General features: G+C 63.6%; 29 protein-coding genes. 16 read left to right on the top strand and 13 right to left on the bottom strand.

Annotated elements, in window-relative coordinates; all coding sequences use genetic code 11:
• The first annotated feature begins 37 nt into the window (after positions 1–37).
• Positions 38–1,171, top strand: a complete 1,134-nt coding sequence (locus tag HKK80_RS06035) for a CBS domain-containing protein (protein ID WP_411798708.1) — start codon at positions 38–40, stop codon at positions 1,169–1,171.
• A gap of 60 nt (positions 1,172–1,231) precedes the next feature.
• On the opposite strand, the gene radB is transcribed toward HKK80_RS06035, so the two are convergent.
• The 4 genes from radB to gap all read right to left on the bottom strand — a co-directional run bounded on the left by radB (position 1,232) and on the right by gap (position 4,929).
• Positions 1,232–1,924 (bottom strand): DNA repair and recombination protein RadB, encoded by a 693-nt coding sequence (radB, locus tag HKK80_RS06030; protein WP_411798707.1) that lies wholly within the window; start codon positions 1,922–1,924, stop codon positions 1,232–1,234.
• A gap of 91 nt (positions 1,925–2,015) precedes the next feature.
• Positions 2,016–2,519 carry a metallophosphoesterase gene (locus HKK80_RS06025; RefSeq protein WP_411798706.1) on the bottom strand — a complete coding sequence of 168 codons (504 nt, stop codon included), beginning with the start codon at positions 2,517–2,519 and terminating at the stop codon, positions 2,016–2,018.
• Between the two features lie 49 nt (positions 2,520–2,568).
• Positions 2,569–3,789: a phosphoglycerate kinase gene (locus HKK80_RS06020; RefSeq protein WP_411798705.1), complete on the bottom strand. Its 1,221-nt coding sequence runs from the start codon at positions 3,787–3,789 to the stop codon at positions 2,569–2,571.
• An 84-nt stretch (positions 3,790–3,873) separates the two neighbouring features.
• Positions 3,874–4,929: a type I glyceraldehyde-3-phosphate dehydrogenase gene (gene gap / locus HKK80_RS06015; RefSeq protein ID WP_411798704.1), complete on the bottom strand. Its 1,056-nt coding sequence runs from the start codon at positions 4,927–4,929 to the stop codon at positions 3,874–3,876.
• A 200-nt stretch (positions 4,930–5,129) separates the two neighbouring features.
• Here gap and HKK80_RS06010 point away from each other — a divergent pair, with 200 nt between their 5' ends.
• Positions 5,130–5,489, top strand: a complete 360-nt coding sequence (locus tag HKK80_RS06010) for an Hsp20/alpha crystallin family protein (RefSeq protein WP_411798703.1) — start codon at positions 5,130–5,132, stop codon at positions 5,487–5,489.
• Here the strand turns inward: HKK80_RS06010 and HKK80_RS06005 are convergent, their stop codons facing one another.
• From HKK80_RS06005 to nucS, 3 genes are all read right to left on the bottom strand, one after another.
• Positions 5,490–6,395 (bottom strand): ATP-grasp domain-containing protein, encoded by a 906-nt coding sequence (locus tag HKK80_RS06005; RefSeq protein WP_411798702.1) that lies wholly within the window; start codon positions 6,393–6,395, stop codon positions 5,490–5,492. It abuts the gene before it with no gap.
• Between the two features lie 45 nt (positions 6,396–6,440).
• Positions 6,441–6,971: a 50S ribosomal protein L16 gene (locus HKK80_RS06000; RefSeq protein ID WP_411798701.1), complete on the bottom strand. Its 531-nt coding sequence runs from the start codon at positions 6,969–6,971 to the stop codon at positions 6,441–6,443.
• Positions 6,972–7,065: 94 nt separating this feature from the next.
• Positions 7,066–7,911 (bottom strand): endonuclease NucS, encoded by an 846-nt coding sequence (gene nucS, locus HKK80_RS05995; RefSeq protein WP_411798700.1) that lies wholly within the window; start codon positions 7,909–7,911, stop codon positions 7,066–7,068.
• Positions 7,912–8,003: 92 nt separating this feature from the next.
• Between nucS and HKK80_RS05990 the strand changes: the two genes are divergently transcribed.
• The 4 genes from HKK80_RS05990 to hemH all read left to right on the top strand — a co-directional run bounded on the left by HKK80_RS05990 (position 8,004) and on the right by hemH (position 11,390).
• The gene (locus HKK80_RS05990; RefSeq protein WP_411798699.1) at positions 8,004–8,438 is read left to right on the top strand and encodes an SRPBCC family protein; all 435 of its coding nucleotides are present in this window, start codon (positions 8,004–8,006) and stop codon (positions 8,436–8,438) included.
• Between the two features lie 126 nt (positions 8,439–8,564).
• Positions 8,565–9,881 carry a protoporphyrinogen oxidase gene (gene hemG / locus HKK80_RS05985; protein ID WP_411798745.1) on the top strand — a complete coding sequence of 439 codons (1,317 nt, stop codon included), beginning with the start codon at positions 8,565–8,567 and terminating at the stop codon, positions 9,879–9,881.
• Between the two features lie 110 nt (positions 9,882–9,991).
• Positions 9,992–10,147: a rubrerythrin-like domain-containing protein gene (locus tag HKK80_RS05980; protein ID WP_411798698.1), complete on the top strand. Its 156-nt coding sequence runs from the start codon at positions 9,992–9,994 to the stop codon at positions 10,145–10,147.
• A gap of 175 nt (positions 10,148–10,322) precedes the next feature.
• Positions 10,323–11,390: a ferrochelatase gene (hemH, locus tag HKK80_RS05975; protein ID WP_411798697.1), complete on the top strand. Its 1,068-nt coding sequence runs from the start codon at positions 10,323–10,325 to the stop codon at positions 11,388–11,390.
• Here hemH and hemE read toward each other — a convergent pair.
• A complete protein-coding gene (gene hemE / locus HKK80_RS05970) occupies positions 11,387–12,391 on the bottom strand; it encodes a uroporphyrinogen decarboxylase (RefSeq protein ID WP_411798696.1) in 1,005 nt (334 codons plus the stop codon). The genes hemH and hemE overlap by 4 nt on opposite strands.
• Before the next feature lie 130 nt (positions 12,392–12,521).
• Between hemE and HKK80_RS05965 the strand changes: the two genes are divergently transcribed.
• Positions 12,522–12,974 (top strand): hypothetical protein, encoded by a 453-nt coding sequence (locus tag HKK80_RS05965; RefSeq protein WP_411798695.1) that lies wholly within the window; start codon positions 12,522–12,524, stop codon positions 12,972–12,974.
• A gap of 32 nt (positions 12,975–13,006) precedes the next feature.
• Here HKK80_RS05965 and HKK80_RS05960 read toward each other — a convergent pair whose 3' ends face one another.
• The gene (locus tag HKK80_RS05960; RefSeq protein WP_411798694.1) at positions 13,007–13,705 is read right to left on the bottom strand and encodes a hypothetical protein; all 699 of its coding nucleotides are present in this window, start codon (positions 13,703–13,705) and stop codon (positions 13,007–13,009) included.
• A gap of 249 nt (positions 13,706–13,954) precedes the next feature.
• Between HKK80_RS05960 and lrp the strand changes: the two genes are divergently transcribed.
• Positions 13,955–14,416 carry an HTH-type transcriptional regulator Lrp gene (lrp, locus tag HKK80_RS05955; protein WP_411798693.1) on the top strand — a complete coding sequence of 154 codons (462 nt, stop codon included), beginning with the start codon at positions 13,955–13,957 and terminating at the stop codon, positions 14,414–14,416.
• A 45-nt stretch (positions 14,417–14,461) separates the two neighbouring features.
• Here the strand turns inward: lrp and HKK80_RS05950 are convergent, their stop codons facing one another.
• A complete protein-coding gene (locus HKK80_RS05950; RefSeq protein ID WP_411798744.1) occupies positions 14,462–14,983 on the bottom strand; it encodes a magnesium transporter in 522 nt (173 codons plus the stop codon).
• A 91-nt stretch (positions 14,984–15,074) separates the two neighbouring features.
• Positions 15,075–15,647, bottom strand: a complete 573-nt coding sequence (locus HKK80_RS05945; RefSeq protein WP_411798692.1) for a magnesium transporter — start codon at positions 15,645–15,647, stop codon at positions 15,075–15,077.
• A gap of 88 nt (positions 15,648–15,735) precedes the next feature.
• Here HKK80_RS05945 and HKK80_RS05940 point away from each other — a divergent pair, with 88 nt between their 5' ends.
• From HKK80_RS05940 to HKK80_RS05905, 8 genes are all read left to right on the top strand, one after another.
• Positions 15,736–17,277, top strand: coding sequence for a phytoene desaturase family protein (locus HKK80_RS05940; protein WP_411798691.1), 1,542 nt, complete (start codon positions 15,736–15,738; stop codon positions 17,275–17,277).
• Positions 17,277–18,164, top strand: a complete 888-nt coding sequence (locus HKK80_RS05935; protein WP_411798690.1) for a prenyltransferase — start codon at positions 17,277–17,279, stop codon at positions 18,162–18,164. Before HKK80_RS05940 ends, HKK80_RS05935 begins: the two co-directional genes overlap by 1 nt.
• A gap of 53 nt (positions 18,165–18,217) precedes the next feature.
• Positions 18,218–19,123, top strand: coding sequence for a bisanhydrobacterioruberin hydratase (gene cruF / locus HKK80_RS05930; protein WP_411798743.1), 906 nt, complete (start codon positions 18,218–18,220; stop codon positions 19,121–19,123).
• Between the two features lie 50 nt (positions 19,124–19,173).
• On the top strand, positions 19,174–19,302 hold the full coding sequence (locus HKK80_RS05925) for an HVO_2523 family zinc finger protein (protein WP_411798689.1): 129 nt from the start codon (positions 19,174–19,176) through the stop codon (positions 19,300–19,302).
• Between the two features lie 170 nt (positions 19,303–19,472).
• A complete protein-coding gene (locus HKK80_RS05920; protein WP_411798742.1) occupies positions 19,473–20,426 on the top strand; it encodes a phytoene/squalene synthase family protein in 954 nt (317 codons plus the stop codon).
• A gap of 63 nt (positions 20,427–20,489) precedes the next feature.
• A complete protein-coding gene (locus HKK80_RS05915) occupies positions 20,490–20,939 on the top strand; it encodes a universal stress protein (RefSeq protein ID WP_411798688.1) in 450 nt (149 codons plus the stop codon).
• Between the two features lie 63 nt (positions 20,940–21,002).
• Positions 21,003–21,650 carry an L-threonylcarbamoyladenylate synthase gene (locus HKK80_RS05910; RefSeq protein WP_411798687.1) on the top strand — a complete coding sequence of 216 codons (648 nt, stop codon included), beginning with the start codon at positions 21,003–21,005 and terminating at the stop codon, positions 21,648–21,650.
• Between the two features lie 59 nt (positions 21,651–21,709).
• Positions 21,710–21,991, top strand: coding sequence for a hypothetical protein (locus tag HKK80_RS05905; RefSeq protein WP_411798686.1), 282 nt, complete (start codon positions 21,710–21,712; stop codon positions 21,989–21,991).
• A gap of 122 nt (positions 21,992–22,113) precedes the next feature.
• Here HKK80_RS05905 and HKK80_RS05900 read toward each other — a convergent pair whose 3' ends face one another.
• Both HKK80_RS05900 and HKK80_RS05895 read right to left on the bottom strand, forming a co-directional pair.
• Entirely contained in the window at positions 22,114–22,647 is a 534-nt protein-coding gene (locus HKK80_RS05900) for a chemotaxis protein CheD (protein WP_411798685.1), read from the bottom strand.
• The gene (locus tag HKK80_RS05895; RefSeq protein WP_411798684.1) at positions 22,647–25,109 is read right to left on the bottom strand and encodes a methyl-accepting chemotaxis protein; all 2,463 of its coding nucleotides are present in this window, start codon (positions 25,107–25,109) and stop codon (positions 22,647–22,649) included. The genes HKK80_RS05900 and HKK80_RS05895 overlap by 1 nt, the downstream gene beginning before the upstream one ends.
• Positions 25,110–25,178: the final 69 nt, after the last annotated feature.

The following is a 25,178-nucleotide window of genomic DNA, read 5'->3' as shown; positions in this document are numbered from 1 at the left end:
CTTAAATACCCCCGCCGGTGTAGGTTCAGGATAGACCATGGACATTACTGACATAGTTGTCGAGGAGTTCGTCGAGGTCGACGCCGACGAACGACTGGCGAAGGTGCGTGCGGCGTTCGACGAAGCAAACCCGAAGGGCGTCATCGTCACCGAGGACGGCGACTACGCCGGGGTGATCGGCGAATCCGAGTTGGTGAAATCACGGATCCAAGACGACACAAAGGCCTCGGTGCTGATGACCTCCGCACCACGCGTCGACCACCACGAGGATATCCGCGAAACCGCCCGGCTGCTGGTCGAAGGCGACGTAAACGTCGCGCCGGTGTTCCGGGGCGAACAGCTTGACGGCATCATCACGACCGACGCGATCCTAGCGGCCGTCCTCGACAACCTCGACGCGCTGACCGTTGGACAGATCTACACCGACGAGGTTATCACCGCAACGACGGCGGCGACGGTCGGCCAGGCGATCAACCGGCTGCGGGAACACGGCGTCTCCCGGCTCCCGATCGTCGACGACCGCGACGCGCTGACGGGGATCATCACAACCCACGACATCGTCGACTTCGTCGTTCGTGACGAAAACCGCCAGGAGAAAGGCGACCGCAGCGGCGACCGCGACCGCATGCTCGATCTCCCGGTCGAAAACCTGATGACCGATCCCGTGTTGACCGCCGAGCTGTCGGAATCCGTCGAGTCAACCGTCGAGCGCATGTTCGACAACGACATCTCCGGGCTTGTCGTCACCGACGAAACCGACAGTGTCGATGGGATCATCACCAAAACCGACGTGTTGCGCGCGCTGACGTTCACCGAGGAGGAGTCGATGGATGTCCAGATCACGAACGTCAAACTGCTCGACAGCATCGACCGGGCGGAGATCGTCGACTCGATCACCCAGGTCGTCGACAAATACCAGGCGATGAACGTGATCCACGCCCACGTCCGGTTCCACGAACACAAGGAGAAGCTGCGCGGGACGCCGCTGATTCAGGCGCAGATCCGCCTCCGAACGAGCCACGGCCAGCTTGCGGGCTCGGGTGAGGGGTACGGCGCGAACCACGCGTTCCACGTCGCGCTCGATAAGCTCGAACGCAACGTCTTAGAGCGAAAAGGCGTCAACGCCGACGCCAAACAGCGCGGTCAGCTGCTCCAGAACCTCGAGTTGTAGTCACGTCGCGGCGAACAAAAGTCGTCGACGCCGTCGATCAAAAGTCGTCGACGCCGTCGATCAAAAGTCGTCGACGCCGTCGATCCCGCTGTCGGTGATCTCGAAGGTCGCCGTCTCGCCGGCGGCTTTCGCCCGATGTTTTTCTAAGGTTGCGCGTCGCTTTCCGCCGCGGAACCGATCCAATCGCAGGACGACGCCGGTCCAGTGTTCGAGTGTGTGGCCGCCCAACGCTCGCACCCGGTCGGCGTCGGGATCGGTGTACACCTGGTTTGTGATCACGACCGCGATATCGTGTTTGCGCGCGATCGACAGCAGCTCCGTGATCTGGCGAGCAACCGCCCGCAGGGAGTCGCCGCCCTCCTCGTCGCCGGCGCGGTTGAGCCGGTAGAAACCGGTCGCGCTGTCGAGGACGATCAGCTCGACGCGCTCGGCGAAATCGGCGGCGTCCCGAACCGCCTCCTGTTGGTCGTCGAAGTCGACGGCGTCGGTGATGATGAGCCGTGAAGCGACGGTGTCGAGGGCTTCCTCGGTGCGGTGTTCGATCAACTGCTGAAAGCGGTCGACCGACAGCCCCTCGGTGTCGATATACAGCGCGCTGTCGCCGGCGGCTGCGACACCGACGGCGGCCGACAGCGCGATGTTGGTTTTCCCGGCTGCCGGCGGGCCGTACAGCTGGGAGACGACCCCGCGTTCGAACCCGCCGCCGAGCAGCGTATCAAGCGCGCCACAGCCGGTTGAGACTGGCTCCGTCACAGGCGTCGGTTGGCGTGGTCGGCGCAAAAGCCCCGCGGTCTGTGACAACGTCCGAATGGGAACCAGAACAGCAGCCGACCATCGGCTGTCGCTATTCGAGTTGGTGATGCGTAATCGCGTCAGTCCCCGACCCCTCAGTGTCGAGGATGGCGACATGGAACGTGTCGTCAGCCCCTTCGATCGGCAGGCCGCCGGGGTTGACGCGAACGGTGTCGCCGTGGGTTGTGATCGTTCGTTCGTGGGTGTGGCCATGGAAAACGTAGTCGTAGGTGCCCGCGTCGGCCAGCGCGTCCCGAAGTACCCGGTTGGTGCCGTGGTAGACCGCGATCTCGACGCCGTCGAAGGTGAGTTCGCCGCACTGACCGAGATACGTGCCAAACTCGTCGACAACGTTGCCCAGTGCCCACTCGCCGTCGTTGTTGCCGCGGACGGCCGAAAAGTCGAAGGCGTCCGTGTCGAACGGCGTCGCCGAAAACGGCGCGACGATGTCGCCGCAGTGGATGACGTGGTCGACGCCTTCGAGTTCGAACAGCGAGACCGCTTGCTGGACGTGTGCGAGGTTGTCGTGGGTGTCGGAGACAATGCCGAGCTGCATGGCTGAATGGCCGAAGGCAATCCTCAAGAAAGTACGTCCCCGGCGTGGCTTAGTTCGCGGCGTCGATCAGCAGTTCCACGCCCGGCAGGTCGTCGCCCGTGAGCGCGCGGATGTACGCGCCGCCGGCGATCGAGACGTGGTCGAAGGCCTCTTCGTCCATCCCGTACATCTCGATCGACCGGGAGGTGTCGCCGCCGCCGATCACCGAGAAGCAGTCGGTTTCGGCGATGGCCTTCACCGCGCCGACGGTCCCGGCGGAGAACTTCTCCTCTTCGAAGACGCCCAGCGCGCCTTTGAGGAAGACGGCATCGGAGTTTCGGATCGTCGGATCGTACTTTTCGACCGTTTCCTCGGAGATATCCATGTAGTCGTAGGTGGCGGCGTCGAGTTCCTCGCGGGTGTGTTCGGCGCGCTCGCCGGTGTCGTCCTCGTAGGCCAGCCCCTCAGGGAGTGCGATCTGGTCGCGTCGCTCGTCGAGGAGCCGCCGGATCACGTCCTCGTTGTTTGCCCACTGGGTGTCGTAGAGATCCAGATCCTCGTGGCGGTCGTAGCCGACATCGTAGCCAGCCGCCCGGAGGAAGAGGTGGCTGGCGATTCCGCCCATACAGAAGGTGTCGATCTTGTCGCCCAGCGTCTCCATGACGCCGATCACGTCGGTCGCTTTGGTGCCGCCGACGACCATCGTCACCTGGCCGTCGAACTCGCGGTTGGCGATGGCGGTGTTGGCCTCGTACTCGGTTTCCATCACGCGACCCGCGACGGCGGGCAAGACGAGCGGAAAGCCGACCAGCGAGGCGTGTTTTCGGTGGGCCGCCGAGTAGGCGTCGTTGATGTACGCATCAAAGTGCGGAGCCAAGGTCTCAACGAACTCGGTTTCGGCCTTGACCTCGGGAGCTTCCTCGGGCAACTCGTCGTCGCTCATCCGGGTGTTTTCGAGGAGTAGCACCTCGCCGGCTTCGAGGGCGTCGATGGCGTCGAGGGCGTCGTCGCCGTAGATGTCGTCGACGAACCCGATCTCGCGGTCGATGTAGCCGCCGAGGATGTCGGCGTGCTGATCCAGGGAGACGAAGGTGTCGTTGCCGGGCCGGCCCTGGTGGGCCATCAGCACGACGCGGTGGCCCGCCTCGGCGAGCTCCCGTACTGTTTTCGCGTGTCGCTGGAACCGGCGGTTGTCCTGTACCTCGCCGTCCTCGACCGGTGAGTTGAGGTCGAGACGGACGAGGACGCGCTGTGCGTCGTCGAGATCGTCGATGGTGTTGAAGGATGCCATTGGTATGTCGGAAATCGGGTGGGTCGGTGAAAAGGTGCGTGGGTCGCCAATAGGCTGGCGGCCGGCCGGGGGTCGCTAGTCGGCTTAGGATTCGTCGACGAGGAACTCAGCCATATCGAGCATGCGGTTGGAGAAGCCGTACTCGTTGTCGTACCACGTCAGGATCTTCACGAGGCCGTTGTCGCCGATGACGTTCGTGGAGTTGAGGTCGGCGTACGAGGAGAACGGCAGGCCCACGATATCGCTGGAGACGACCTCGTCGTCGGTGTAGCCGAGCACGCCCGCCAGCGGGCCGCTGTCGGCGGCATCGCGGAAGGCGTCGTTGACCTCCTCGGCGGTCACGTCGGCCGCAAGGTCGACGACGAGTTCGGTGATCGAGCCTGTCGGCACGGGGACGCGGATCGCCATCCCGTCGAGTTTGCCTTCGAGCTGTGGGAGCACCTGGGTCGCGGCCTGGGCGGCACCCGTCGAGGTCGGGACGATGTTTTCGGCGGCGGCGCGGCCACGGCGGGTTTTGGCCTTCGGCGCGTCGATCAGCGTCTGGCTGCCGGTGTAGGCATGGATCGTCGTCAGCGTCCCGGTTTCGATGCCGAACTCCTCGTCGAGCACCTTCGCGACCGGCGTGACGGAGTTGGTCGTACAGGAGGCGTTGGAGACGATGTCCTCGCCGTCGTAGTCGTCGGCGTGGTTGACACCGTAGACGAGCTGCGGCACCGGTTTGTCACCTTTCGGCGGCGCGGAGATGACGACCTTGTCCGCGCCGGCCTCCAGATGCTGGGCGGCGTCGTCTTTCGTCCGGAAGATGCCGGTACACTCGAAGGCAACGTCGACGTCGTTTTCGCCCCACGGCAGGTCTGAGGGGCTCTGGACGTTGTGCAGCGAGACCGAGGTGCCGCCGATGGTCAGCTCGTCGCCGTCGAGTTCGAGGCCATCGAGGGTGCCCATGATGGTGTCGTACTTGCCGAGGTAGCGCATCTGCTCGAAGTCCATCACGTCGTTGATGCCGACGAGCTCGACGCGCGGGCTGTCGAGGATCGCACGGAACGTGTTGCGACCGATCCGACCGAAGCCGTTCAGGCCGACGCGAACAACATCCTCGTCAGCGACCTCCTCACCAGCGTCTAAATATGATTTACTCATACGCGAATAGCGATTCTACAGCTACTTAAAATAGCCCGAATCGTCGCTCCGTATGTGAACAAAACACAAAGTACACGCATCGAACCCACGAAACAGAACCAACCGCAAACCAGAGCAGGTGTGGCAAAACCGGCCCATGCGGTCGTGTCACCACGCGGATGGACAGAACTCTTTTGATGGAGACACCCATACAATGGCGTATGAATTGTGACGACCGCGACGACCCGTTCGGCGATATCTTCGATGAGATCGAGCGGATGATGGGCGAGATGAACGGCCCCGAGGCCTCGGGGGGCGACGCCCACATCGATGTCTACGAGGACGACGATGTCGTTCGACTCGTCGCGGATCTCCCGGGTGTCGAGAAAAGCGATCTCACCCTCCAGTGTGATGGGACGACGCTCACGATCCGGGCCCAGACCGCCACACAGGAGTACGACGACCGCGTCCGCCTGCCGGCGACGGTCGACGAACACTCCGCGGAGGCAACGTTCAACAACGGCGTCCTCCACGTCACCTTCGATCGGGAGGCGGAGTCGGCCGCCATCGACGTGGAATAGTTACTCGCGTGCCGTCTCGTGGATCAGATCGGCCAGCCGATCGTAGAAGCCGTTATCGTATTTCTCGGCCGTATCAACAGTTGGCCGGGCGTTCGTCTCGTTGACGACGAGCCGGTCGTCGGTCTCCAGCAGGTCGACACCGAGATACGGGATTCCGAGTTCGGCGGCGGTTCGTTCGGCGAGTTGGCGGTGAGACTCGGGAAGGTCGACGCCGGTCGCCTCGGCTCCGCGGTGGACGTTGTGTTTCCAGCTACCCTCGGCGAGGCCGTCAGGGAGGCGACGCTCGACGCCACCGACGCAGTCGCCGTCAACAACCATCACCCGGTAGTCGCGGGCATCGGGGAGAAACTCCTGGACGATGTAGGATTTGTCGCCCGTGGCGCGGAAATCGTGAACTAAATCGAGGTAGTCGACGACGCCGAGCAGCGAGTCGAGGTCGCCGGCTTTGGCGACGCCGACGCCGCGGGTCGCCGAGTTGGGTTTGACGACGACCGGAAACGAGAGGTCGGCGACGGCGTCGACGACGACCGACTCATCGACCGGGTTCGAGAGCATGACCGAGCGAGGCACGTCGATGCCGGCGGCATCGAGGGCGGCGAGGACGCCGCTTTTGTTGCGGGAGGTGAGCACCGCCTCGCGGCCGTTGACCCACGGAATGTCGAGCCCGGCGGTGATCGCCGCGCCCTCCATCAGACGGCCGGGATAGACGAGGCCGACATCGAAATCGGCGACGGTGGTGTCGTCAGTATCGCCGTCGCTGTCGGGACTGGAAGCAGGGGAGTCGCCGGTCAGTGGGATCGACCGCTCTTTCGCTTGAAGATGGTCGACAGCGATCCCACGGTCGGCCAGCGGCTCACGCACGCGGGCGAACGTCTCGGCGTTGGTCGTGACCGCCAGCCGGAGCATACGCTGTGGGTACAGCGGCAGCGACAAAAGGGGTCGGATCGCCGATTAGGAGACCAGCAGTTCCTCGCCGCGTTCGACGTTGATGCGGCAGGGCGGGGAGATCTTGTTGTACGCACGCCGGAAGGCTTCCTTGACAACCGGAGCCTGTTCAGCCGTGCAGTAGGCCGTGAAGATCGGCTCGTCGGCACCGATGCGGGCGGCCGTGCCGACGATCTTCCCGAAGGACTGTCGCATCCCGTCGGAGACACGGTCGGCACCCGCGCCGGTTGCCTGTTTGTTCTCCCGGATGACCTGGTGGGGGAACTTCCGGAGCTGCATCTTGTACTCGCCTTCGCCGAGTTCCTTCAGCAGGTGGCGGTTCGCCGAGAGCCGCGAGGACTCAAGCGATCCGTGGCGGAGCTGGACTTCCTCCTCGGTTTCGAGGGTGATCTTGACCGGGTAGTCGTCGGGGTCGGCCTGCAGGTCGCCCATGTCGTGTTGGGCGATCTTCGAGCCCGGAATGCCGGTGATGTACTCACGTCGTGTGTACGAGGGCTTGTCGATATCCCTGTACATCGAGGCTGGTTTCTCTCCCATGGTTACTTGTCGTGGCGAACGCCGCTGGCCCGAATAAAGCCTTCGAATACAGCCCACAGGCGACGCCTGTGAGGCGTTGACACGGCCAAATTCGTCAGTTTGACCCCTCACCCGACGGCTCCGCGGTCGACGACGCGGCCGTGTCGTCGTCGGTGTCGCCATCGGCAGCGTCGCCGGCGTCGGTCGGATCGACAGCATCACCGCCACCAGAGTCAGTATCCGACGACGGCGGCTCGACAGCGACAAATTCCAACCCGTGTTCCGCAAGCAGTCGCCGAGCCCGGTCGGTCACCGACGGTGCGACAAGAATCCCCCGCACCGCGGCGTTGTCGCCGTCTTCACGCTTGATGGCCGCAACGTATCGCTGGAGTTGGCTGGCCGCGCTTGGCCCGACCCGACGACGTTTGAGTTCGACGACCACGGGCCGGCCGTTGCTGTCGCGGCCAAAGAGATCGATCGGGCCGGCGTCGGTCGGCCGCTCGGTCGCCAGCGGCTCGAAGCCGGCCTCAATGAGCGCGGGGCGATCAAGCAGGGCGTTTCGGAGGTCGGCCTCGCTGCCAGTGACGGAGAGGTCGCGGCGGCCGCTAACCGCCATCGCCGACAGCTGTTCGATGGTTTCAAAATGGACATCCAGCGTTTCGTCGGGTGAGGTGCGGACGCTGCGAACCCGGAGGTGGCCGTCTCGAACCGCGGCGTGGTGTTCCGACCCCGGCGGCTGCCAGTTGACCGGCTTTTGGTTCTCGTCGGTATGCACCAACGCTGTGCCGTCTGGTTTGAGGATCAGGAGGCGACGCCCGGGGTCGAGCGAGGAGGCCGCCCGGCCGTCGTACTCGACGGTACAGCGGCCAAAGATTGTAATGAGGTCGCCGCGCTCGAAGGCGTCCTCAAGCGCCCAGAGGGCTTCCCGGTGGGTCGGCTGGTGGACGGTCGTGGCGGTCACCACCGACGCCTACAGCCGGGAGGGACAAAAACGGCCGGCCGACGGCGACAGACGCACGGAATCACTAAGGCACGCCTCGTTGTAGGGTCGCTATGGTAGCGGTAAGCGACGGGATCGCGATCGACGCATCTCCAGAGACAGTCTTCGAGTACCTCGATGAGCCGGCCAACCACCAGACGATCACGCCGGCGATCACCGGCATCACCAATGTCGAACCGCTGGACAACGGCGGCAAGGAGCTCGATTTTACCTACCGGATGGTCGCCGTCGAGGTCGACGGCCATCTCGTTCAGACCGTCCACGAGCCACCGACCTGCCACCGGTTTGCGATGGACGGCGGGCTCTCGGGGGAGCTAACCTTCGATATCGAGGCCACCGACGACGGCAGTTGGGTCACCTACACCGCCGAGTACACGATCCCCGGACAGGTGATCGCCAAGGTCATCGAGCCGTTCGTCCGGCGGTACAACAAAGGCGAACTGGAGTCGACGCTGGCGAATCTCAAAGCCAAGATCGAACAGGGGTGATCGCCCCAACGCGGAAGCGTTATTCGCCGAGCGCGGCTAAGATTCCCACAATGAATCGACAGCCGTGGACACGCCTCGGTCGCGGTGGCCAAACCGCCGACCGATGCCGGCCGCGAGGGAGCTAAGATGCGGGTCGGCGTTGTCGGTGCCGGTATCTCCGGGCTCACCCTCGTTGACGCGCTTGTCGACCGCGGGATCGACGTTGTCGCCGTCGAGTCACGCGCCGAGGCCGGCGGGATCGTCCGCAGCAAGCGGCTGGATGGCCGGGTCGTCGAACTCGGCCCCCAGCGGCTCCGGCTCACCCCAAGTATCGAATCGCTGGTCGACGAGCACGGCCTCCGCGATCAGCTTCGCATCGGCGACGACGACCAGCCGCTGTACATCTATCACGACGACGCCCTCCGGGTCGCGCCGCTGTCGGCTCAGGAGGCGGTGACGACGAGCCTGTTGAGCCCACTCGGCAAGCTCCGGATTCTCGCCGAGCCGCTGACCGCCCCCGCCAAGCCCGACGAGACGGTCGACGAGTTTCTCGTCCGGCGGTTTGGGCGACAGGCCGCCCGGCGGTACATGGGCCCGCTGTACAGCGGCTTATACGGCACCGATCCCAGAGAGATGCTGTACGAGTACTCGCTGGGACGGGCCCTCGACAACGCAGGCGTTGGCCGCAGTCTGCTGTGGTGGGTTGCCAAGCGCATCGTTGAGGGGCGAGCAGCCCCACCGATCTGTACGTTCGACGACGGGCTCGGAACGCTAACCGACGCGCTGTATGAAGCCCACAGCGACGTGATCGATCTCGATACCGCTGCAGTCGAAATCAAGGCCCACGGCGGTGGCGTCGACAGCGATGATGGCAACAGCGTCGACAGCAACGACCCCGGCGACTTCGAGATCGTCACCGAGGCCGGCAGCGAGATCGTCGACGAGGTGGTGGTGACGACACCGGCACCGACGAGCGCGAAGTTGGTCGAGCCACTCGACAGCAACCTTGCGGCAACGCTGGAGCGATTCCGATACAACCAGATCACGATGGTGTTTCTTGACTCCGACTTCGATCGGGAGGGGATCGGCGCGCTGGTGCCGCCGGACGGCGATCTGCCGATCAGTGGCACCACCTGGAACGCGAGCTTTCTGGATCGAGACCGGCTGTTCACCTGCTATGTCGACCCGAACAGCGATCCGGAGCTGCCGAACCGCACCGACGAGGAAGTCGGCGAGCTTGCCGCCGACGCCTTCGAGGAGCTGACCGGTGCAGCGGCGACCCCGATCGGGGTGCATACGTGGACACCGGGGATGCCGGCGTATGATGGCTCCTGGACGGCGATGGACGACATCCAGCCGCCCGACGGACTGCGATTTTGTGCGAACTTTGTCGGTCGACCCGGGATTCCCGGGCGAATCCGCAGCGCGAAACGGATCGCCCGCGAGATCGACGAGCGTGAGTGAGCAGTACCGGCAGTGTGGCTCCGCATTCCGCAGACGCGGACAGCATCGAGGCGCGTATATATCTCCTATTACAATTAATATTATATTCTTTCACGGCGTATCCCCGGTGCATGCCTCAGGGAAACGACGTTGAACATGCGAACGACCCCGAAAGCGCATCCACGTATGAATGCCTCCAATGTGGTGCAATCGTTGAGTCGGACGCACACCCGAATACGTGTGAGTGTGGTGGGCAGTTCACCAATCGCGCGAAATCACTCGAATAGCAGGCGCGGTCGGTTTCGCCATCCCGTTGAGTAGTATCAGCACCACGCGTCCCGACCGCAACGCGACGCTGACACCGCCTATTTTCGTGCCACAAACGCAGGGCAAACGCCGTGACAGCAGTGGTACAACCGTCACATGCGAAGTTGCTTTACCGCCGACGCCCCAACCGCTCGTATGGCAACTGCGATTGTCCTGTTGAACTTCGGTGAGCCGGCAGACCCCGACCGAGAAACCGTCCTCGAATACCTGACTCGGATCTTCTACGACAACGCCTCCCTGGAGGACGCAGAGTCAGAAGAGGAAGCCTGGGAGCGCTCCCGCGAACTCGCTCAGCGCCGCCTCCCTGGACTGATGGAGGAGTACGAGGAGATCGGCGGCTCGCCGCTGCAAGGACAGGCAGGCGAGCAAGCTGACGCCCTGGAAGAAACACTGGCCGATCGCGGCCACGACGTGGAGATCTACCACGCGATGCAGTTCATGGAGCCGCTGATCGACGACATCCCCGCAACGCTGGCCGACGACGGCATCGACGAGGTCATCGCCCTGCCGATCTACCCGCTGTGTGGCCCCTCGACAACTGTCTCGTCGATCGATTCCCTCGAAGAGGCCATCGACGACCACGACGACTACGACCCCGCTTTCAGTGCGGTGACCGGCTGGCATCGGGCCCCGACCTACAACCGAATCCGCGCGGAGTCAATCGGCTCGTTCCTTGAGGAGAACGACATCGATCCGAACGACCCCGACACGGCGTTTGTCTTCTCGGCGCACGGCACGCCGATGAAATATCTCGACGAGGGGTTCAGATACGACCAGTACGTCGAGGAACACGCCGAGGCAGTCGCCGGGATCGTCGGCATCGACGACTACGAGATCGGCTACCAGAACCACGCCAACCGCGGCATCGAGTGGACGGCCCCCGAAACCGAAGAGGTCGTCGAGGGACTCGGCGAGGACTTCGAACGCGTGGTCGTCGAGCCGATGAGCTTCATGCACGAGCAGTCGGAGACGCTCGTTGAACTCGATGTCGACCTCGCTGAGGATGCCGCTGAGGTCGGCCTTGACCTCTATCGGGTGCCTGTCCCACACGACGACCCACGGTTCCCGGGGCTGTTGGCGGATATCACCGAGCCGTTCCTGTCACAGTTCGCGCCGTCGTACTACCAGCTCCGGCAGTGTCAGTGCCGCGATGAAGAAGGAACCTACTGTTTCAACGCCGAGCTGCCGCCACAGGACGCCTAACGCGTCTCTTTTGCGGTCTCGAAAAAGGCCGCGACGTTTTCGACCGGCGTGTTGCGGTCGACGCCGTGGCCGAGATTGAGAATGTGGCCGGTGTCGCCAGCGGCGTCGATAACCTCGCGGGTTCGTTCGCGGACAGTTTCGGGGTCACCGTAGAGCAACGCGGGATCGAGGTTCCCTTGGATCGCCACATCGCCGAGCTGCTGGCGGGCGGTGTCGATGTCGACCGTCCAGTCCAGGGAGACCACGTCCGCGCCGCTGTCGGCCAGGAGTTCAAGGTTGCCGCTCATGTTGCGAACGAAGACGATCGTCGGCACGTCGACCGCATCGAGGATGCGCTGATGGCGGGGAACGATATACTCGGCGTAGTCGGTCGGCGACAGCAGGCCGGCGTAGGTGTCGAACAGCTGGATCACGTCGGCACCGGCGTCCTCCTGATACTGACAGTACTCGATCAACACGTCGGTAAACGCATCAAGCAGCCGCTCGAAGGCTGCCGGGGCCTCCGCCCGGAGCCGCCGGACGGCCATGAACGACCGGGAGGTGCTGCCCTCACAGGCGTAGGCCGCCAGCGTAAATGGGCCGCCAGCAAAGCCCAGCACGGCCGCCTCGTCGCCGAGGGTCGCGGTCAGTCGCTCGATGAGTTCGCCGACATACCAGAGCTGTTCCCGCACGTCGCCGACCTCGCGGTGGGTGTCGGACGGCGAGGAGACAGGATTTTCGATCACCGGGCCGACGCCGGATTCGATATGGTAGCTGAACCCCAGCGGTTCGAGCACGGTGAGGATATCGGAGTACATGACGACCCCGTCGGGCTGGAACCGCTCGTAGGGCTGCAAGGAGATCTCCGTGGCGATGTCGGGTGTCGAGATCGCCTCCCGAAACGAGTGTGACTCCCGGATCTCGCGGTACTCCGGCAGATACCGGCCGGCTTGGCGCATCATCCAGACCGGCGGGCGGTCGACCGGCTCGCCACGAATCGCCGTCCGGAAGAGATCGTTCATAGGTGGGCGTACGCCGAGTGGCCGCCTAATACTTGTGAAAGGGACCGACTGCATCCGGAGTCGACAACGAGACAACTGCCTTCCGACGGCGGCAGCAACGCTTTTAGCGATGTCAGCCCTGAAAAAAGCCATGGCACGGTCGCGGTCACCACCTGATACCGCCCCGCCGGAGCAGCCCTCCGGCTACGGATCAAGCCGGTGGCTCACCATCATCGGCGTCGGGCTGTGGGTCGTGGTGCTTGCCGCATTCGGGCTGTTGGTGTTCACCAATGTTGGCGGCAGCGACACCGGCTCTGTTGTGTTGTTGATTGGGGCGACGCTGGTGGCGGCGACAGTGGTACTCGTCGTGAGTGCCACGCTGTATATGGTGTTCGAGCGGCTGAATCTTGGCGGCGGGGCGATAACCCTCTTAGTGGCACTGATCGCCACGATCGCCGTCCCGATCGGGGGGTTGTTTCTGCTGTCGCAGCTCGGTGGGAGCGGTGGCGGCTCGCTGCTCGATGGCCTCCTCGACAGCCTGCCGGTCAGCGAGAACCTGCGCCGAACCGCCGGCCCGGTGCTTGAGGGGCTGCTCGGCGGTTAAATCAGGGCGTGGGACACACAGATCGCCGGGAGTTATGAGACGAATACCAGGAGACGCATCGATCGGAGTCGATCAAGGAGAGCGAGGAGTACCATCGAGAGCACCGACCCCAGTTGCGGAGAACCGTCCCAACACCCCCACTGACCGGCGAGAACACAGTCGAGAAACGCGGTCGGCGACAGGTCGTGAAGCGCGATCATGCCGCCGAGTGCGACAAGCGACAGCGGGACGGTGAGTCGGTAGGTGCCAACGACGCCGGCCAGCCGGCGAAGCGCGTACAGCGGCCCGACGACGACCGCCAGCGGAACCCGATACCACCGCGCGGTGGTGGCGGCCCACACCGTTTCGAGATCGGTCGAACTCGGGAGGGTATGGATGAGCGCGGCGACAGCGACCCACCACAACAACCCACCGGTGGCGACGGCGTCGATGCCGCTCCCGGTGTAGGTCGCAAGCGAGTATTCTATCAGCACGGCCGCGACGGCGACGTTACCCGCCAGCGGCGCAAGCGCGATCAGCGCGGCCGTCGACCATCGGCTCGGTGTCGCATGTTCGACGTAGCCCGGCGGGCCGGTCAGTTGGAAATACGCGACCGACTGTACCGGCACACCCACCACCAGACAGGCGAGTCGGTGGGCAAGCTCATGGAGGATGATCCCCGGTGCGGTCACCAGCCGAAACGCCAGCGAGCGTCGCTGCCGAAGACCCGATCCGAGACGCTGCCGAACCATCGATAGGGGACAACCGGCTCCACCCATATGAACATCCGGTCACACAACGACCGACCACCGTAATCGACGACAGGTGAGAAGGGACAGCAAATATCGGCAGTGACAAACCCAACGTATGTTAGATATTCTGGCCTTAAACGTCTGTATCAGTTTTATTAAACCTATATAGATAAAGATCAAACCGTTTTAAGCCGTTTATGATGGTCAAACCACAGTATTTTAACTTTGGCAGAGTATCACCGAACGAAGATGACGTATGACAATCTTGACAGGGAGCTGCTCAACGAACTCCTCGGCGACGGACGGGCGAGCCTCCGGAGTCTCGGAGAGGAACTCGATGTCTCGGTGACAACCGTCTCGAACCATCTTGAGACGCTTGAAGCCGAGGGGATCATCGACGGCTACACCCCGATCATCGACTACAACGAGCTCGGCTACGACGTGACGGCGGTAATCCAGCTGAAGGTCGAAGGGAGTGCGATGGCGGCGTTAACCGATCGGCTCCGGGAACAGAAACAGATGATCAGCGTCTACGAGACAACCGGCGATTACGACATCATCGCCATCGGCAAGTTTGAGGATACCGACGGGATGAACGAGCAGATCAAGGCCCTGCTGGCCGACGTTGACATCAACGAATCAAACACGAGCGTCGTGCTCAACGCGGTCACAGAGCACGAACAGTTCGAACTCGATACCGACGTGGAGTGATCAGCCCACCAACATGGGGAGATCAGCCCACCAGCATCGGGAAAATTAGCCCACCAGCACCCACCGCGAGACGGCAAGGAAGACGAGCATCCCGAAGACGTCGACGACGTTGGTGACGATCGGGATCGTGGTGTCGTCGGGGTCGATCCCGAGCCGGTAGGAGCCGTAGGTGGCGACAACGCTGGCAACGACGGCGATAGCGGCGATCGACAGCCCGCTGGCAAGCGAGATCCCCAGCAGTTGCCCGAGCGTCAAGCTGCTGCCGACGAGCATGCCAACCAGCCAGACGGCGACCGCCAGCGCGGTAAAGATCGTCGCCGCCAGCGCGAAGATCGCCGCCACATTCGCCCACAGCAGCCGGTCGGTCGGATCAAACGTCGTCGTGCCGAGATGGAGCCGCGTCGAGAGCCGCGCGCTGAGGATCGAGCCGAGATTGCCGCCCATCCCGATCATCGCCGGCACCATCACCGCCAACAGCCCGTAGCGATCCAGCAGGTCGCCGGCGTCCTCCAGGGTGATCCCGGCCCAGAGAACGATCGCCGAGAGGACGACCAACAGCGGGAACATCGTCCGGACGATGTGGCCAGCGCCCCAACTGCCGAGATCGGCGTCGGTCAGCAGCCCCACCGACGACCACCTCCCTGTCGACGGCTGCGGTTCACGAGACGAGCACCTCGACGATCAGCACCGCGAGAAACAGAAACGCCATCCCGAAGACATCGCCCAGCGTCGTCACGATCGGGCCGACAAGATTGTCCGGATCGCGGCCGGCCTTGTAGCCGGCAAACAACAGCGTGAGCAGCCCGCCGATCATCACAGCTGCGGTCAACAGGCTGGCGATGAGCACGATCCCAACGAGCACGCCCAGTGGTGCCGGCTCCCGACCAAGCAGGGTCAACACACCCCACGAGAGCGAGCCGATGACGATCGAGATGCCAACAGCGTTGGCAACCGAGGCGATGATCGCGTTGACCAGGCGGTCGTTCCACGCGAAGCGGGGCTGAATGAGGCCCTGATGGAGCCCGGTGGCGATCCGGCCGCCAAGCGAGCCATACACGTTGCCACGGGTGGCCAGAAACACCGGCACCATCACAAGCAACCCTGGAAAGTCGGCGACGCTATCGAGCAGCCCCGACAACACAAGGCCGGAACAGAGCCCGCCGAGCAGCGCGATCGCCAACACCGGTAGCGCCTCCCGATAGATCGACCAGAAGACGCCGCGTGGCTGCATGGATACTCCTTGGCGAAGCCACGGCTAAAACTACTGCGCCCGCCGAGTCCGTCCCTTTATTTGACTGACGACCCTCTGTAGAGGTAGTATGGCGACCGCCACCGACGACGACACAGCAGTGACACACGGCGGCGATGAGGGCCGCTACGACGGCGAGATCCCAGTTGACGGCGACGATATCGTAATCGTCGGCAGCGGCTTTGGCGGGCTGTCGACAGCCTGTTATCTTGCCGACGCCGGGGCGAACGTAACCGTCGTCGAAAAGAACGAACAGGTTGGCGGCCGCGCCAGCCAACTCAACGCGGAGGGGTTCACCTTCGATATGGGGCCCTCGTGGTATCTCATGCCCGATGTCTTCGAGCGGTTTTTCGGCCACTTCGGCAAACAGCCAAGTGACTACTACGAGCTCACACAACTCGATCCCCACTACCGGATCTTCTTCAAGGATGGCGATCAGGTCGATATGGTGCCCGATCTCGAAACGAACAAGGAGATCTTTGAGAGGTACGAACCCGGCGCGGGCGACGCCTTAGACCGGTATCTCGACAAATCCGAGTACACCTACAACGTCGGGATGGAACACTTCGTCTACGAGGATCGCCCCCGCCTGCGGGATTACATCGATACTGACGTGTTCCGCTACTCGTGGGGCCTGTCGCTGCTTGGCAAGATGCAGGGCCACGTTGCGGACTACTTCGACCACCCAAAGCTCCAGCAGATCATGCAGTACACCCTCGTCTTCCTCGGTGGCTCACCCAGCAACACGCCCGCGCTCTACAACCTCATGAGCCACGTCGATTTCAATATGGGCGTCTACTATCCGGAGGGCGGGCTTCGCGCGCTGGTCGATGCGATGGTCGACCTCGGGGAGGAACTCGGTGTCGAGTACGTCACCGACCAGCCGGTCGATGAGATCGCCGGCCGCAAGGGCGGCTTTGCGGTCAGAACCGAACACGGCGAGGAATACCTCGCCGACTACGTCGTCTCGAACGCCGACTACGCCCACACCGAACAGGAACTCCTGCCGCCCGAAAAACGGCAGTACAGCGAAGACTACTGGGAAAGTCGTACCTACGCACCCTCCGCCTATCTCCTCTATCTCGGCGTCGAGGGCGACGTGGAACCACTCGAACACCACACACTCGTTCTGCCGACCGATTGGGACGACCACTTTGAGACCATCTTCGACGACCCACAGTGGCCCGACGACCCCGCCTACTACCTCTGTGTCCCCTCAAAAACTGACGACACTGTCGCCCCGGAGGGCCACAGCAATCTCTTTGCGCTCGTCCCGATCGCCGCCAATCTTGAGGACACGCCCGAACTTCGGGAGGAGTTCCGCGAACTCGTCCTCGACGACATCGCCGACAACACCGGCGTCGAACTCCGCGACCGCATCGTCTTCGAGAAATCCTTCTGTGTCAACGACTTCAGCGACCGCTACAACTCGATGCACGGCACCGCCCTCGGGATGGCCCACACCCTCCAGCAGACCGCCCTGCTTCGGCCGAACCGCAAATCCGAGGAGGTCGATGGGCTGTATTTCACCGGCTCGTATACGACGCCGGGGATCGGCGTCCCGATGTGTCTGATCAGCGGCCAACACACCGCCGAAGCGATCGAGGAGTGATGGCCGCCGTGGGCACCGATCAGTCGACCAGCACGGCAACCGATGGCCTGCGCTACCTGCTGATCCTCTCGCGGCCACGGTTCTGGTTTTACCTCGCCGGCCCCGTCGTCGTCGGCGTCGCGGCCGCAGCCGAAACGGTGCCCGACCTCTTTCTCCCCGTCGGCTTCGCCTTGTTCGGCTACTTCCTGTTGCCGGCAAACGTCCTGCTGTACGGCGTCAACGACATCTTCGACGCCGAGATTGACACCGAGAACCCAAAGAAAACCGAGCGCGAGGCGCGCTGGCAGGGCGGCCCCACCGTCGTCGCCAGCGTTGTCGCCAGCGGGCTGCTGGCGGTGCCGCTGTTTGCCATCGCATCCGCAGCCGCGTGGCCGTGGCTCGGCGGCTTTCTCCTCCTTGCGGTCGAGTACAGCGCGCCGCCAGCCCGATTCAAGACGACGCCGCTGCTCGACTCACTCTCCAACGGCCTCTACATCCTGCCCGGCATCGCCGCCTACGCCGCCGTCGCCGGAACCCAGCCGCCCGCGCTGGCGGTCGTCGGCGCGTGGCTCTGGACGATGGGGATGCACACCTTTTCGGCAATTCCGGATATCGAACCCGACCGCCGGGCGGGTATTCGAACGACTGCGACGTGGCTCGGGAAGCGACGTACCTACGGCTACGTCGCCGTCTGCTGGCTGGCCGCCGCCGTCGCCTTCGCGGTCGTCGATCCACGGCTTGGCGCGCTCATGGCTGTCTACCCGGTCTTTGTCGCGTGGGTGGCGACCAGTTCGGTCGCCGTCGACCGCGCCTACTGGTGGTTTCCCGCGCTCAACACCGCGGTTGGGACGCTGTTCACCCTCGGGTTGCTGTGGCGGATCGTCCCGCCGACGGAGGTGCTGCCGTGAGCAACGTTGCGGAGTCGTCGGCAGCGGAATCGACTCCCCCTGATCAACCACAGATCACCGAAGCCGAGGGGCTTGCCGACGCGGTCGCCGGCGTGCCGAAAAACCGCCGCGAGGTCGAACCGTGGCTTGACGCCCTCGTTGATGGGAACCGATTCACGATCGCGGTCTTCTTCCCGCTGATCGGCGCGCTCATGCTCGTCGGCAGCGCGGAAGGCTGGGCGGTGATCCCCGCGTTCCTGCGGTTCAATCCGCCGTTGATCGTCTTCGGGACGGTCGTGATGGCCGCGCCGATGCTCGTCGGCGTCCTCCCAACGCTCGGCCGCCGGGGCGTTACCGGACTGGGGCTGCTGACGGCCTACACATACCTGATCGAATACCTCGGCGTGACGACCGGCTGGCCGTACGGCTTCTTCGAGTACGGGATCGACCTCGGGCCGATGGTCAGCGGGGTTCCCGCCGCACTCCCTGTCTTTTTCATCCCGCTCGTGTTGAACGCCTACCTGCTGTGTTTGCTGTTGCTCGGCGACCGGGCGGCCTCGCGGCTGGCGCGGCTGGCGGTGGTGATTCCGGCGGTGGTGACGATGGATCTCGTGCTCGATCCGGCCGCGGTCTCGCTTGGGTTCTGGGCCTACGACGCCGGCGGCGTCTTCTACGACGTGCCGCTGTCGAACTTCGCGGGCTGGGTGGTGAGCGCGACGGTCGCCGTCGGCGTCCTCGATTTCGCGCTCGACCAGTCGGGGCTGTTCGACCGCCTCGACGCCTGTGACTTCATGCTCGATGACATGGTGAGCTTCGTCATCCTCTGGGGGGCGATCAACGCGTGGTTCGGCAACTGGCTGCCGGTGGTCGTGGCTACCGTCTTTGGGCTCGGGATTCTGCGGGCCAAGCGGTTCGACGTGGGGTTGCTCCGGCCCTCGACAGGCGTCTATCTCCCGCGGGTCGCCGAGCGTGAGACCTGATTCGTTGTGGCGACCGCGAAACCTAATTGGCTGGCCGCCCTGGCACCGGTATGGCCGACAGCGAGACGCCGCCCGGCCGGCCCTGTCCGCTCTGCGGCGAGTCGATGCACCACCGCCACTGTAAGTACATCTGCCCGACCCACGGCGTCGTCTACGACTGTGCGGATACGTTCTACTAGGTGCTGTCGCTCGTCTGCGACCACCTGCCACAGGCGGCTGACAAACGGCACAAAACGGGGGCGGTTCACGAACTGTTATGTCGCTTGCGGCCCTACTGCCGATATGTGCCGTGCCGCCGGAACCGGCCGACGAGACCGACGACTGGCCCCCGACTACCCCCTACATTGACATGGTAGACGACGACCAAATCGCCCGGAGCAAATCCATCCAACAGCAGACTGGCAAGACCTTCCACCTCGCGACCCGGCTGCTGCCCGAGCGCGTCCGCGAGGCGACCTACGTCCTGTATGCCTTCTTCCGCGTTGCCGACGAGGTCGTCGACGACGCCGACGGGGTCGCCCCCGCCGAGCAGCGCGCCGAACTCGAAGCGATTCGGGCGGCCGCCCTCGGCGAGCAGGCGACTGATGACCCCGTCCTCGCGGCCTTTTCGGAACTCCGCGAGGAGTACGACCTCACTGACGAGGACATCGAGGTCTTCATCGATGCGATGGTGTCGGATATCGATACCGACGAGTACGCCACCTACGACGAGTTGGAGGCCTACATGGACGGCTCAGCCTCGGCGGTCGGTCGGATGATGACCGACGTGATGAACCCCGACGACCCCGAGAAGGCCCTCCCGCATGCGACAGCGTTGGGCGAAGCCTTCCAACTCACCAACTTTCTGCGGGATGTCCGAGAGGATATCGTCGAGCGCGACCGGATCTACCTCCCCCAGTCGACGCTGGCCCAACACGGCGTCACCAACGAGCAGATCCGGAACTTCGAGATGGATGAAAACTTCGCGGCGGTCATGCAGACCGAACTCCACCGCGCCGAAGAGCTCTACGAGAAAGGTGTTGCGGGGATCAAATACCTCCCCGAGGACTGCCAGCTGGCGGTGTTGCTGGCGGCGGTGCTGTATGCCGACCACCATCGGCTGATCCGCAAGCGCGACTACGACGTGTTGTCGGCGACGCCACAGCTGGGCACCGCCCGCAAGCTCTATCTGCTGGCGAAAACGCGGTGGCAGTGGATCTGGAACAAGGATCCCGAAGCCGTCTTCTGGGCGGTCACCGGCGACAGCGGCGGCGGGATGTTCACCCGCGGCGGGAAGCTCGTCGACCGACTCCCGGTTCGGTAAGGCGATTCTCACACGCCGGGGATCAACACGAGCTATAACCGACTGCATGCGAAACCGCGAGCTATGACACTGCTCGTTCCATTCGATGGCTCCGACCTCGCAGCAACCGCGCTCAGGCGCGCCACCGAGTTCGGCGAGACCCGCGATGAGGCGGTCGTCGTCCTGACGGTCGTCCCCGACGACAGCTCCTTCGCGGTCGAACGCGGCTGGATCAACGCCGGCGAGCCGTTCGATATCGACCAACTCTGTGCGAACTTCGAACAGCGCGTCGCCGAGTTGGCCCCTGAGGCGCGGTTCCGGTGTGAAACCCCGACCGAAAACGATGCCCTGACCGCAACTGCCATCGACGATATCACCCGCACCGTCCGCCGTGTCGCCGGCGAACTGGATGTCTCGATCGTCTTTATCGGCACCGAAAACGCCGGCCGCATCTCGACGCCGGTGACGAGCGTCGGCAGCCCGCTGTCGAAAGACCCCGAGTACGACGTACATATCGTCCGGCACGCGGAGTAGACCGCAATCGGGTTGCGAAACGCGAGCACAACCACCAAACAGGATCGGGACGCACGACCAGCCATGACCGCAACACGGCTCGAACCGACTGCGGCGGGAATCGCCACCGCGGCCGACTGCATTCTTGACGGCGGCGTGATCGTCGCGCCCAGTGACACCAACCTCGCGCTCACGCTCGATCCGTGGAACGAGGCGGCTATCGAGCGCGCCTTCCGGATCAAAAACCGCGCGCCGACCGACCCGTTGACGCTGTTCATCCGCGAGCCAGCCGACTGGCGGGCGTGGGCAACAGCCGACCAGCCCGATGTTGTCGACGACCTCGTCGACGCCTTCTGGCCCGGGCCGCTCAATATCGTTCTGTCGAAGACCGACGCCGTCCCCGACCGCGTCGTTGCCGGCGGCGAGACGGTCGCGCTGGGCTGTCTGGGGAATCCAACGTGGCGTGAGCTCTCGGCGGCGGTCGACCAGCCGCTGTGTATGACCTCGGCGAATCTCACGGGAGAGGCCGACGGCCAACTCGTTGATCTCGACCTCGCCATCGAGCAGGTCGGCGACTGCGTCGACTACATCCTCGACGGCGAGGCGCGAGGAACGACCCAATCGAGTACCATCGTCGATCTCACCGGCCCGACGCCGGCGGTCCTCCGACACGGCGACATCACCGCCAGCGATCTCGCGGCCGCTGTCGACGGGCTCGCGTTCGAATCTTGAGCCGCGTCGCCAGTTGAAAGAAACAGCTACTCGTTTGTGTGTCGCGGTCATAGTTACTGATGGAGGCAACCATGCTCGACAGCCAGTGGTATCTCGGCGTGCTGCTCGCCGGCGTCGCGGCCCACCTCGTGGTGCTTTACGGCACCTACCGCCGCCAGCAGGCCGCTGCCACCACCGACGCCGACGCGGCGACAGTCGAGAACGGCGTCATCGACTGCCCCGAGTGCGGTACCGCCAACGATGCCGACTACCGCTACTGTGGTGGCTGTGCAACACAACTCCCGCATGCGGGCGCACTCAACCAGCAGGATACTGGGCCACGAGGGAGCCTCTTCGGGTAACCTCGATATGTCGGCGGTGCCGCGTGAGCTCGGTCGGCTGTCTGCGAGGCAGTTGCTCGTACACGACACACAGAGTGACCAAATCACTGTAAAAAGTGGTAGAGGAACCGGTGAGAAGTGCCTCAGAGACGATATCGGTCACCGCACGTCGTTTCGATAGTCACCGCTCCGGTAGCACCATCGAGGTACACCGAGCGAACGACCTCTCCACCGACATCCGTGGCTGCAACCGTGATATCGAGAGTGCGAAGCGTTGCGACTGCCTGTTCGATATTTCGGTCACCGATCCCCCGCCCGACAGCGGCCGAGTTGTTTCGCATGTCGACGCCGCCAGCGAGTGTCGCCACCGTGTAACGACGTGTCGCACCGGCGGATTGCAGCTCCCTGTACAGCAGCTCGATCCCGGTATCCGCAAACACAGCATCGAGTGTGGCCTGCTGCTCCGTTGCACGCGGGCGTTTGATATGTGCTAAGCCGGCGACGCCGGCCTGCGTGTCGGAGAGTGCAACACCCAGACACGACCCCAGCCCATAGGTGGCCAGCTCACAGCCCGTCTCGGTGACCGCGTACTCGCCGATGCGGACATGCCGGCGAGATGGTCGGCTGGGTGTGGCAGCGTCGGGTGCCTCATTTGTCTGGTGCATCGCAACCGGCACTACAGCTCCTCGATGTCAGACTCGTCGTCCCCTGAGCCGTTGCTGTGAGCGAATTCATCAGAAGACGAATCACTGACATCCGCCCATGCAACATGCCCGTTGGCCTCCGGTTCGGCTGGCTCCGAGTCCTGTGCTGTCAGTTGTGTTGTGCCGCCTGTGTCCGCGTTGGTGGCGGTCTCGGCCGCCGCTGAGCGTGTGGAGGTATCGGTTGGTGGCGCGTGATCTGCCGAGGGACTGGTTGACGGTGGTGTCGACGCTGACTCGGCTGGCTGTGGCTTCTGCGCCGCTGGTTGTGTGTCGGTCGCGGCTGTGGTGTCGCTGGTCGCTGCCGCCTGACCGCCGACGTTGAAGTCCGCGACGTTGTCGTGCAGATTGTCGGCGAGTTGGGAGAGCTGTTGGACGTTTGTCGCCGCCTCCGACAGTGAGGAAGCCGTTTCCTCCGTTGCCGCGGAGACATCGGTCGCCTCAGCCGCGGTCTGTTGGCTGACGGCAGAGACCTCCTCAACCATGGAGACGACCTCCTCGGTTGAGGCGGCCTGGTCGTCTGTCGCCCGGCTGATCTCGTCGATACCGCGTTCGGCTTCGTCGACGGCATCGGCGATCTCATCGAACATCTCGATCGCGCTCTCGATCGTGTCGGCCCCTGACTGCACCCGTTCGTTCATCGACTCGATATCGTCGACGGTCTCGCCGGTCATCGACTGGATCTCTTCGATCCGGGCTTCGATATCCGCGGTGGCCTCGCCAGCCTCCTCGGCGAGCGTTTTGACCTCTCTGGCTACGACCGCGAAGCCGTCGCCAGCACCATCGGCTTTCGCGGCTTCGATCGAGGCGTTCAGTGCGAGGATGTTGGTCTGTTCGGCGATATCCGAGATCATATCGACGATGTCGCCGATTGCCTCCATCTCGTCGTCAAGTGACCGAACCTGCGAGGAGGCGGCTTGGGCCTGCGATTCGATCGCGGCGATCTCGGTTTTCGCGGCCCCGGCGTTGTCGCTGCCGGTTTCGCTCCGTTCAACCGCCGTATGAGCGGTTGCAGCGACCTCTTCGGCCGAGGAGGCGATCTCCTCGACGGTCGCGGACATATCGTTCATCTCATTTGAGACGGTGGCGAGATCCTCGCTTTGATCGTCAGCACCGCGTGAGATCTCTTCGACCGACTCCGCGACATCGGTGCTTGCGGTTTGGATCTCCTCGGTGCTGGCCGACACCTCTTCTGCAGCGACGGCAACATCGTCGGCCACGGTCTGTACCTCCCGGATACTTGAACGTAATTGGGCGATCCCGTCATCGAGATTCGTCAGCACAGTCCCGTACTCGCCAGGGTAGTCGTCATCGATCGACTGATCGAGGTTGCCGCGTTTGAGCTGCTGGCTGGCCGTCGAGATCTGGCCAAAGCTGTCGGCGAGTTGGTCGCTACCGCGTTTGAAATCCGTCAGGACAGCCCCGTACTGTCCCGGGCGATCCGTGTTGATCGATTGCTCAAGCTGCCCGGTTCGGAGTGCCTCACTGGCGTCTTCGATATCCGCGAAACTGGTTGTCAACTGGTCAGTGCCCTCGTCGACACCGGTCATGATGTCGCCGTAGGTGCCCGGGTAGTCGGTGCTGATCTCCTGATCGAGATCGCCCGTCTTGAGGTTCTGGCTCACGTCGTGTAGCTCGCCGAACATATTCTCTAAGTTTCGCTGCATGTCGCCGAATGCATCCACCATCTTCCCGATCTCGTCGTCCATCGAATGCGTCGGTAGCTCCGTATCCAACTTCCCGTCGCTGATGTCGGTGGCAGACGCAGCGAGCCGTTTGATCGGCGGTGTCATGTGTCGACTCAGGATGACGCCGAGCCCGATCGCAAGCAGAAACGCCACAAGCGTCAGCCCGATGATCTCCATGTGGACGGTTTGTGTCGTGCTGTCGGCGGCCGCAACCTGAGCGGTCATCGCGTCACCCGACAGCGATTCAAGCGTGTGTGCCTGCTCCTCTAGTTCAGTGCGGAGTGTGCCCATCTCCGCCAGCGTCTCGGCGGCACGCTCCTCGTTGCCGTTTGCTTTCGCCTCGAAGTATGTGGCTGCAAGCGCGTTGTACTCGTCGTGTGTTGTCTGGATCTCGGCGAGTTGGGTCTCCAACTCACCGGAAGTGCCCATCGCGGCCGATGTATCCATCGCGGCCGCGTGTTCAGAGAACAGCGTGTCTCCCGCCTCGAACTCGGCCTGCGCGCCGGGCTCACCGAGCTCAGTTGCCTGAACAGCGACCTGTTGCTTTTCGATGCCAACGAGCATCTCGGCGGCATGATCCATGTTTTCGCCGTTCTGTGCGATGAGATGTGCCTCGTGATCAAGAGCTGACGCGCCCTGGTAGCCAACCGCTCCTGTCACACCGACAAGGAGTGCGACGACGACAAATGTCGCGATCAACTTGGCACGGAGATTCAACCGATCAAGCCGAAGGAAGTGTGTCAGACCCATAGCACAGACAAACGGTGAGACATGGGTTCAAGCTGCTAGCTAATCGGTTAACCTCTCGCTGTGTGCGAT

The sequence above is a fragment of the Halonotius sp. F2-221B genome (genome assembly GCF_046719765.1).
Classification (GTDB): Archaea; Halobacteriota; Halobacteria; order Halobacteriales; family Haloferacaceae; genus Halonotius.
This window is presented reverse-complemented; position numbering and strand designations above follow the sequence as displayed.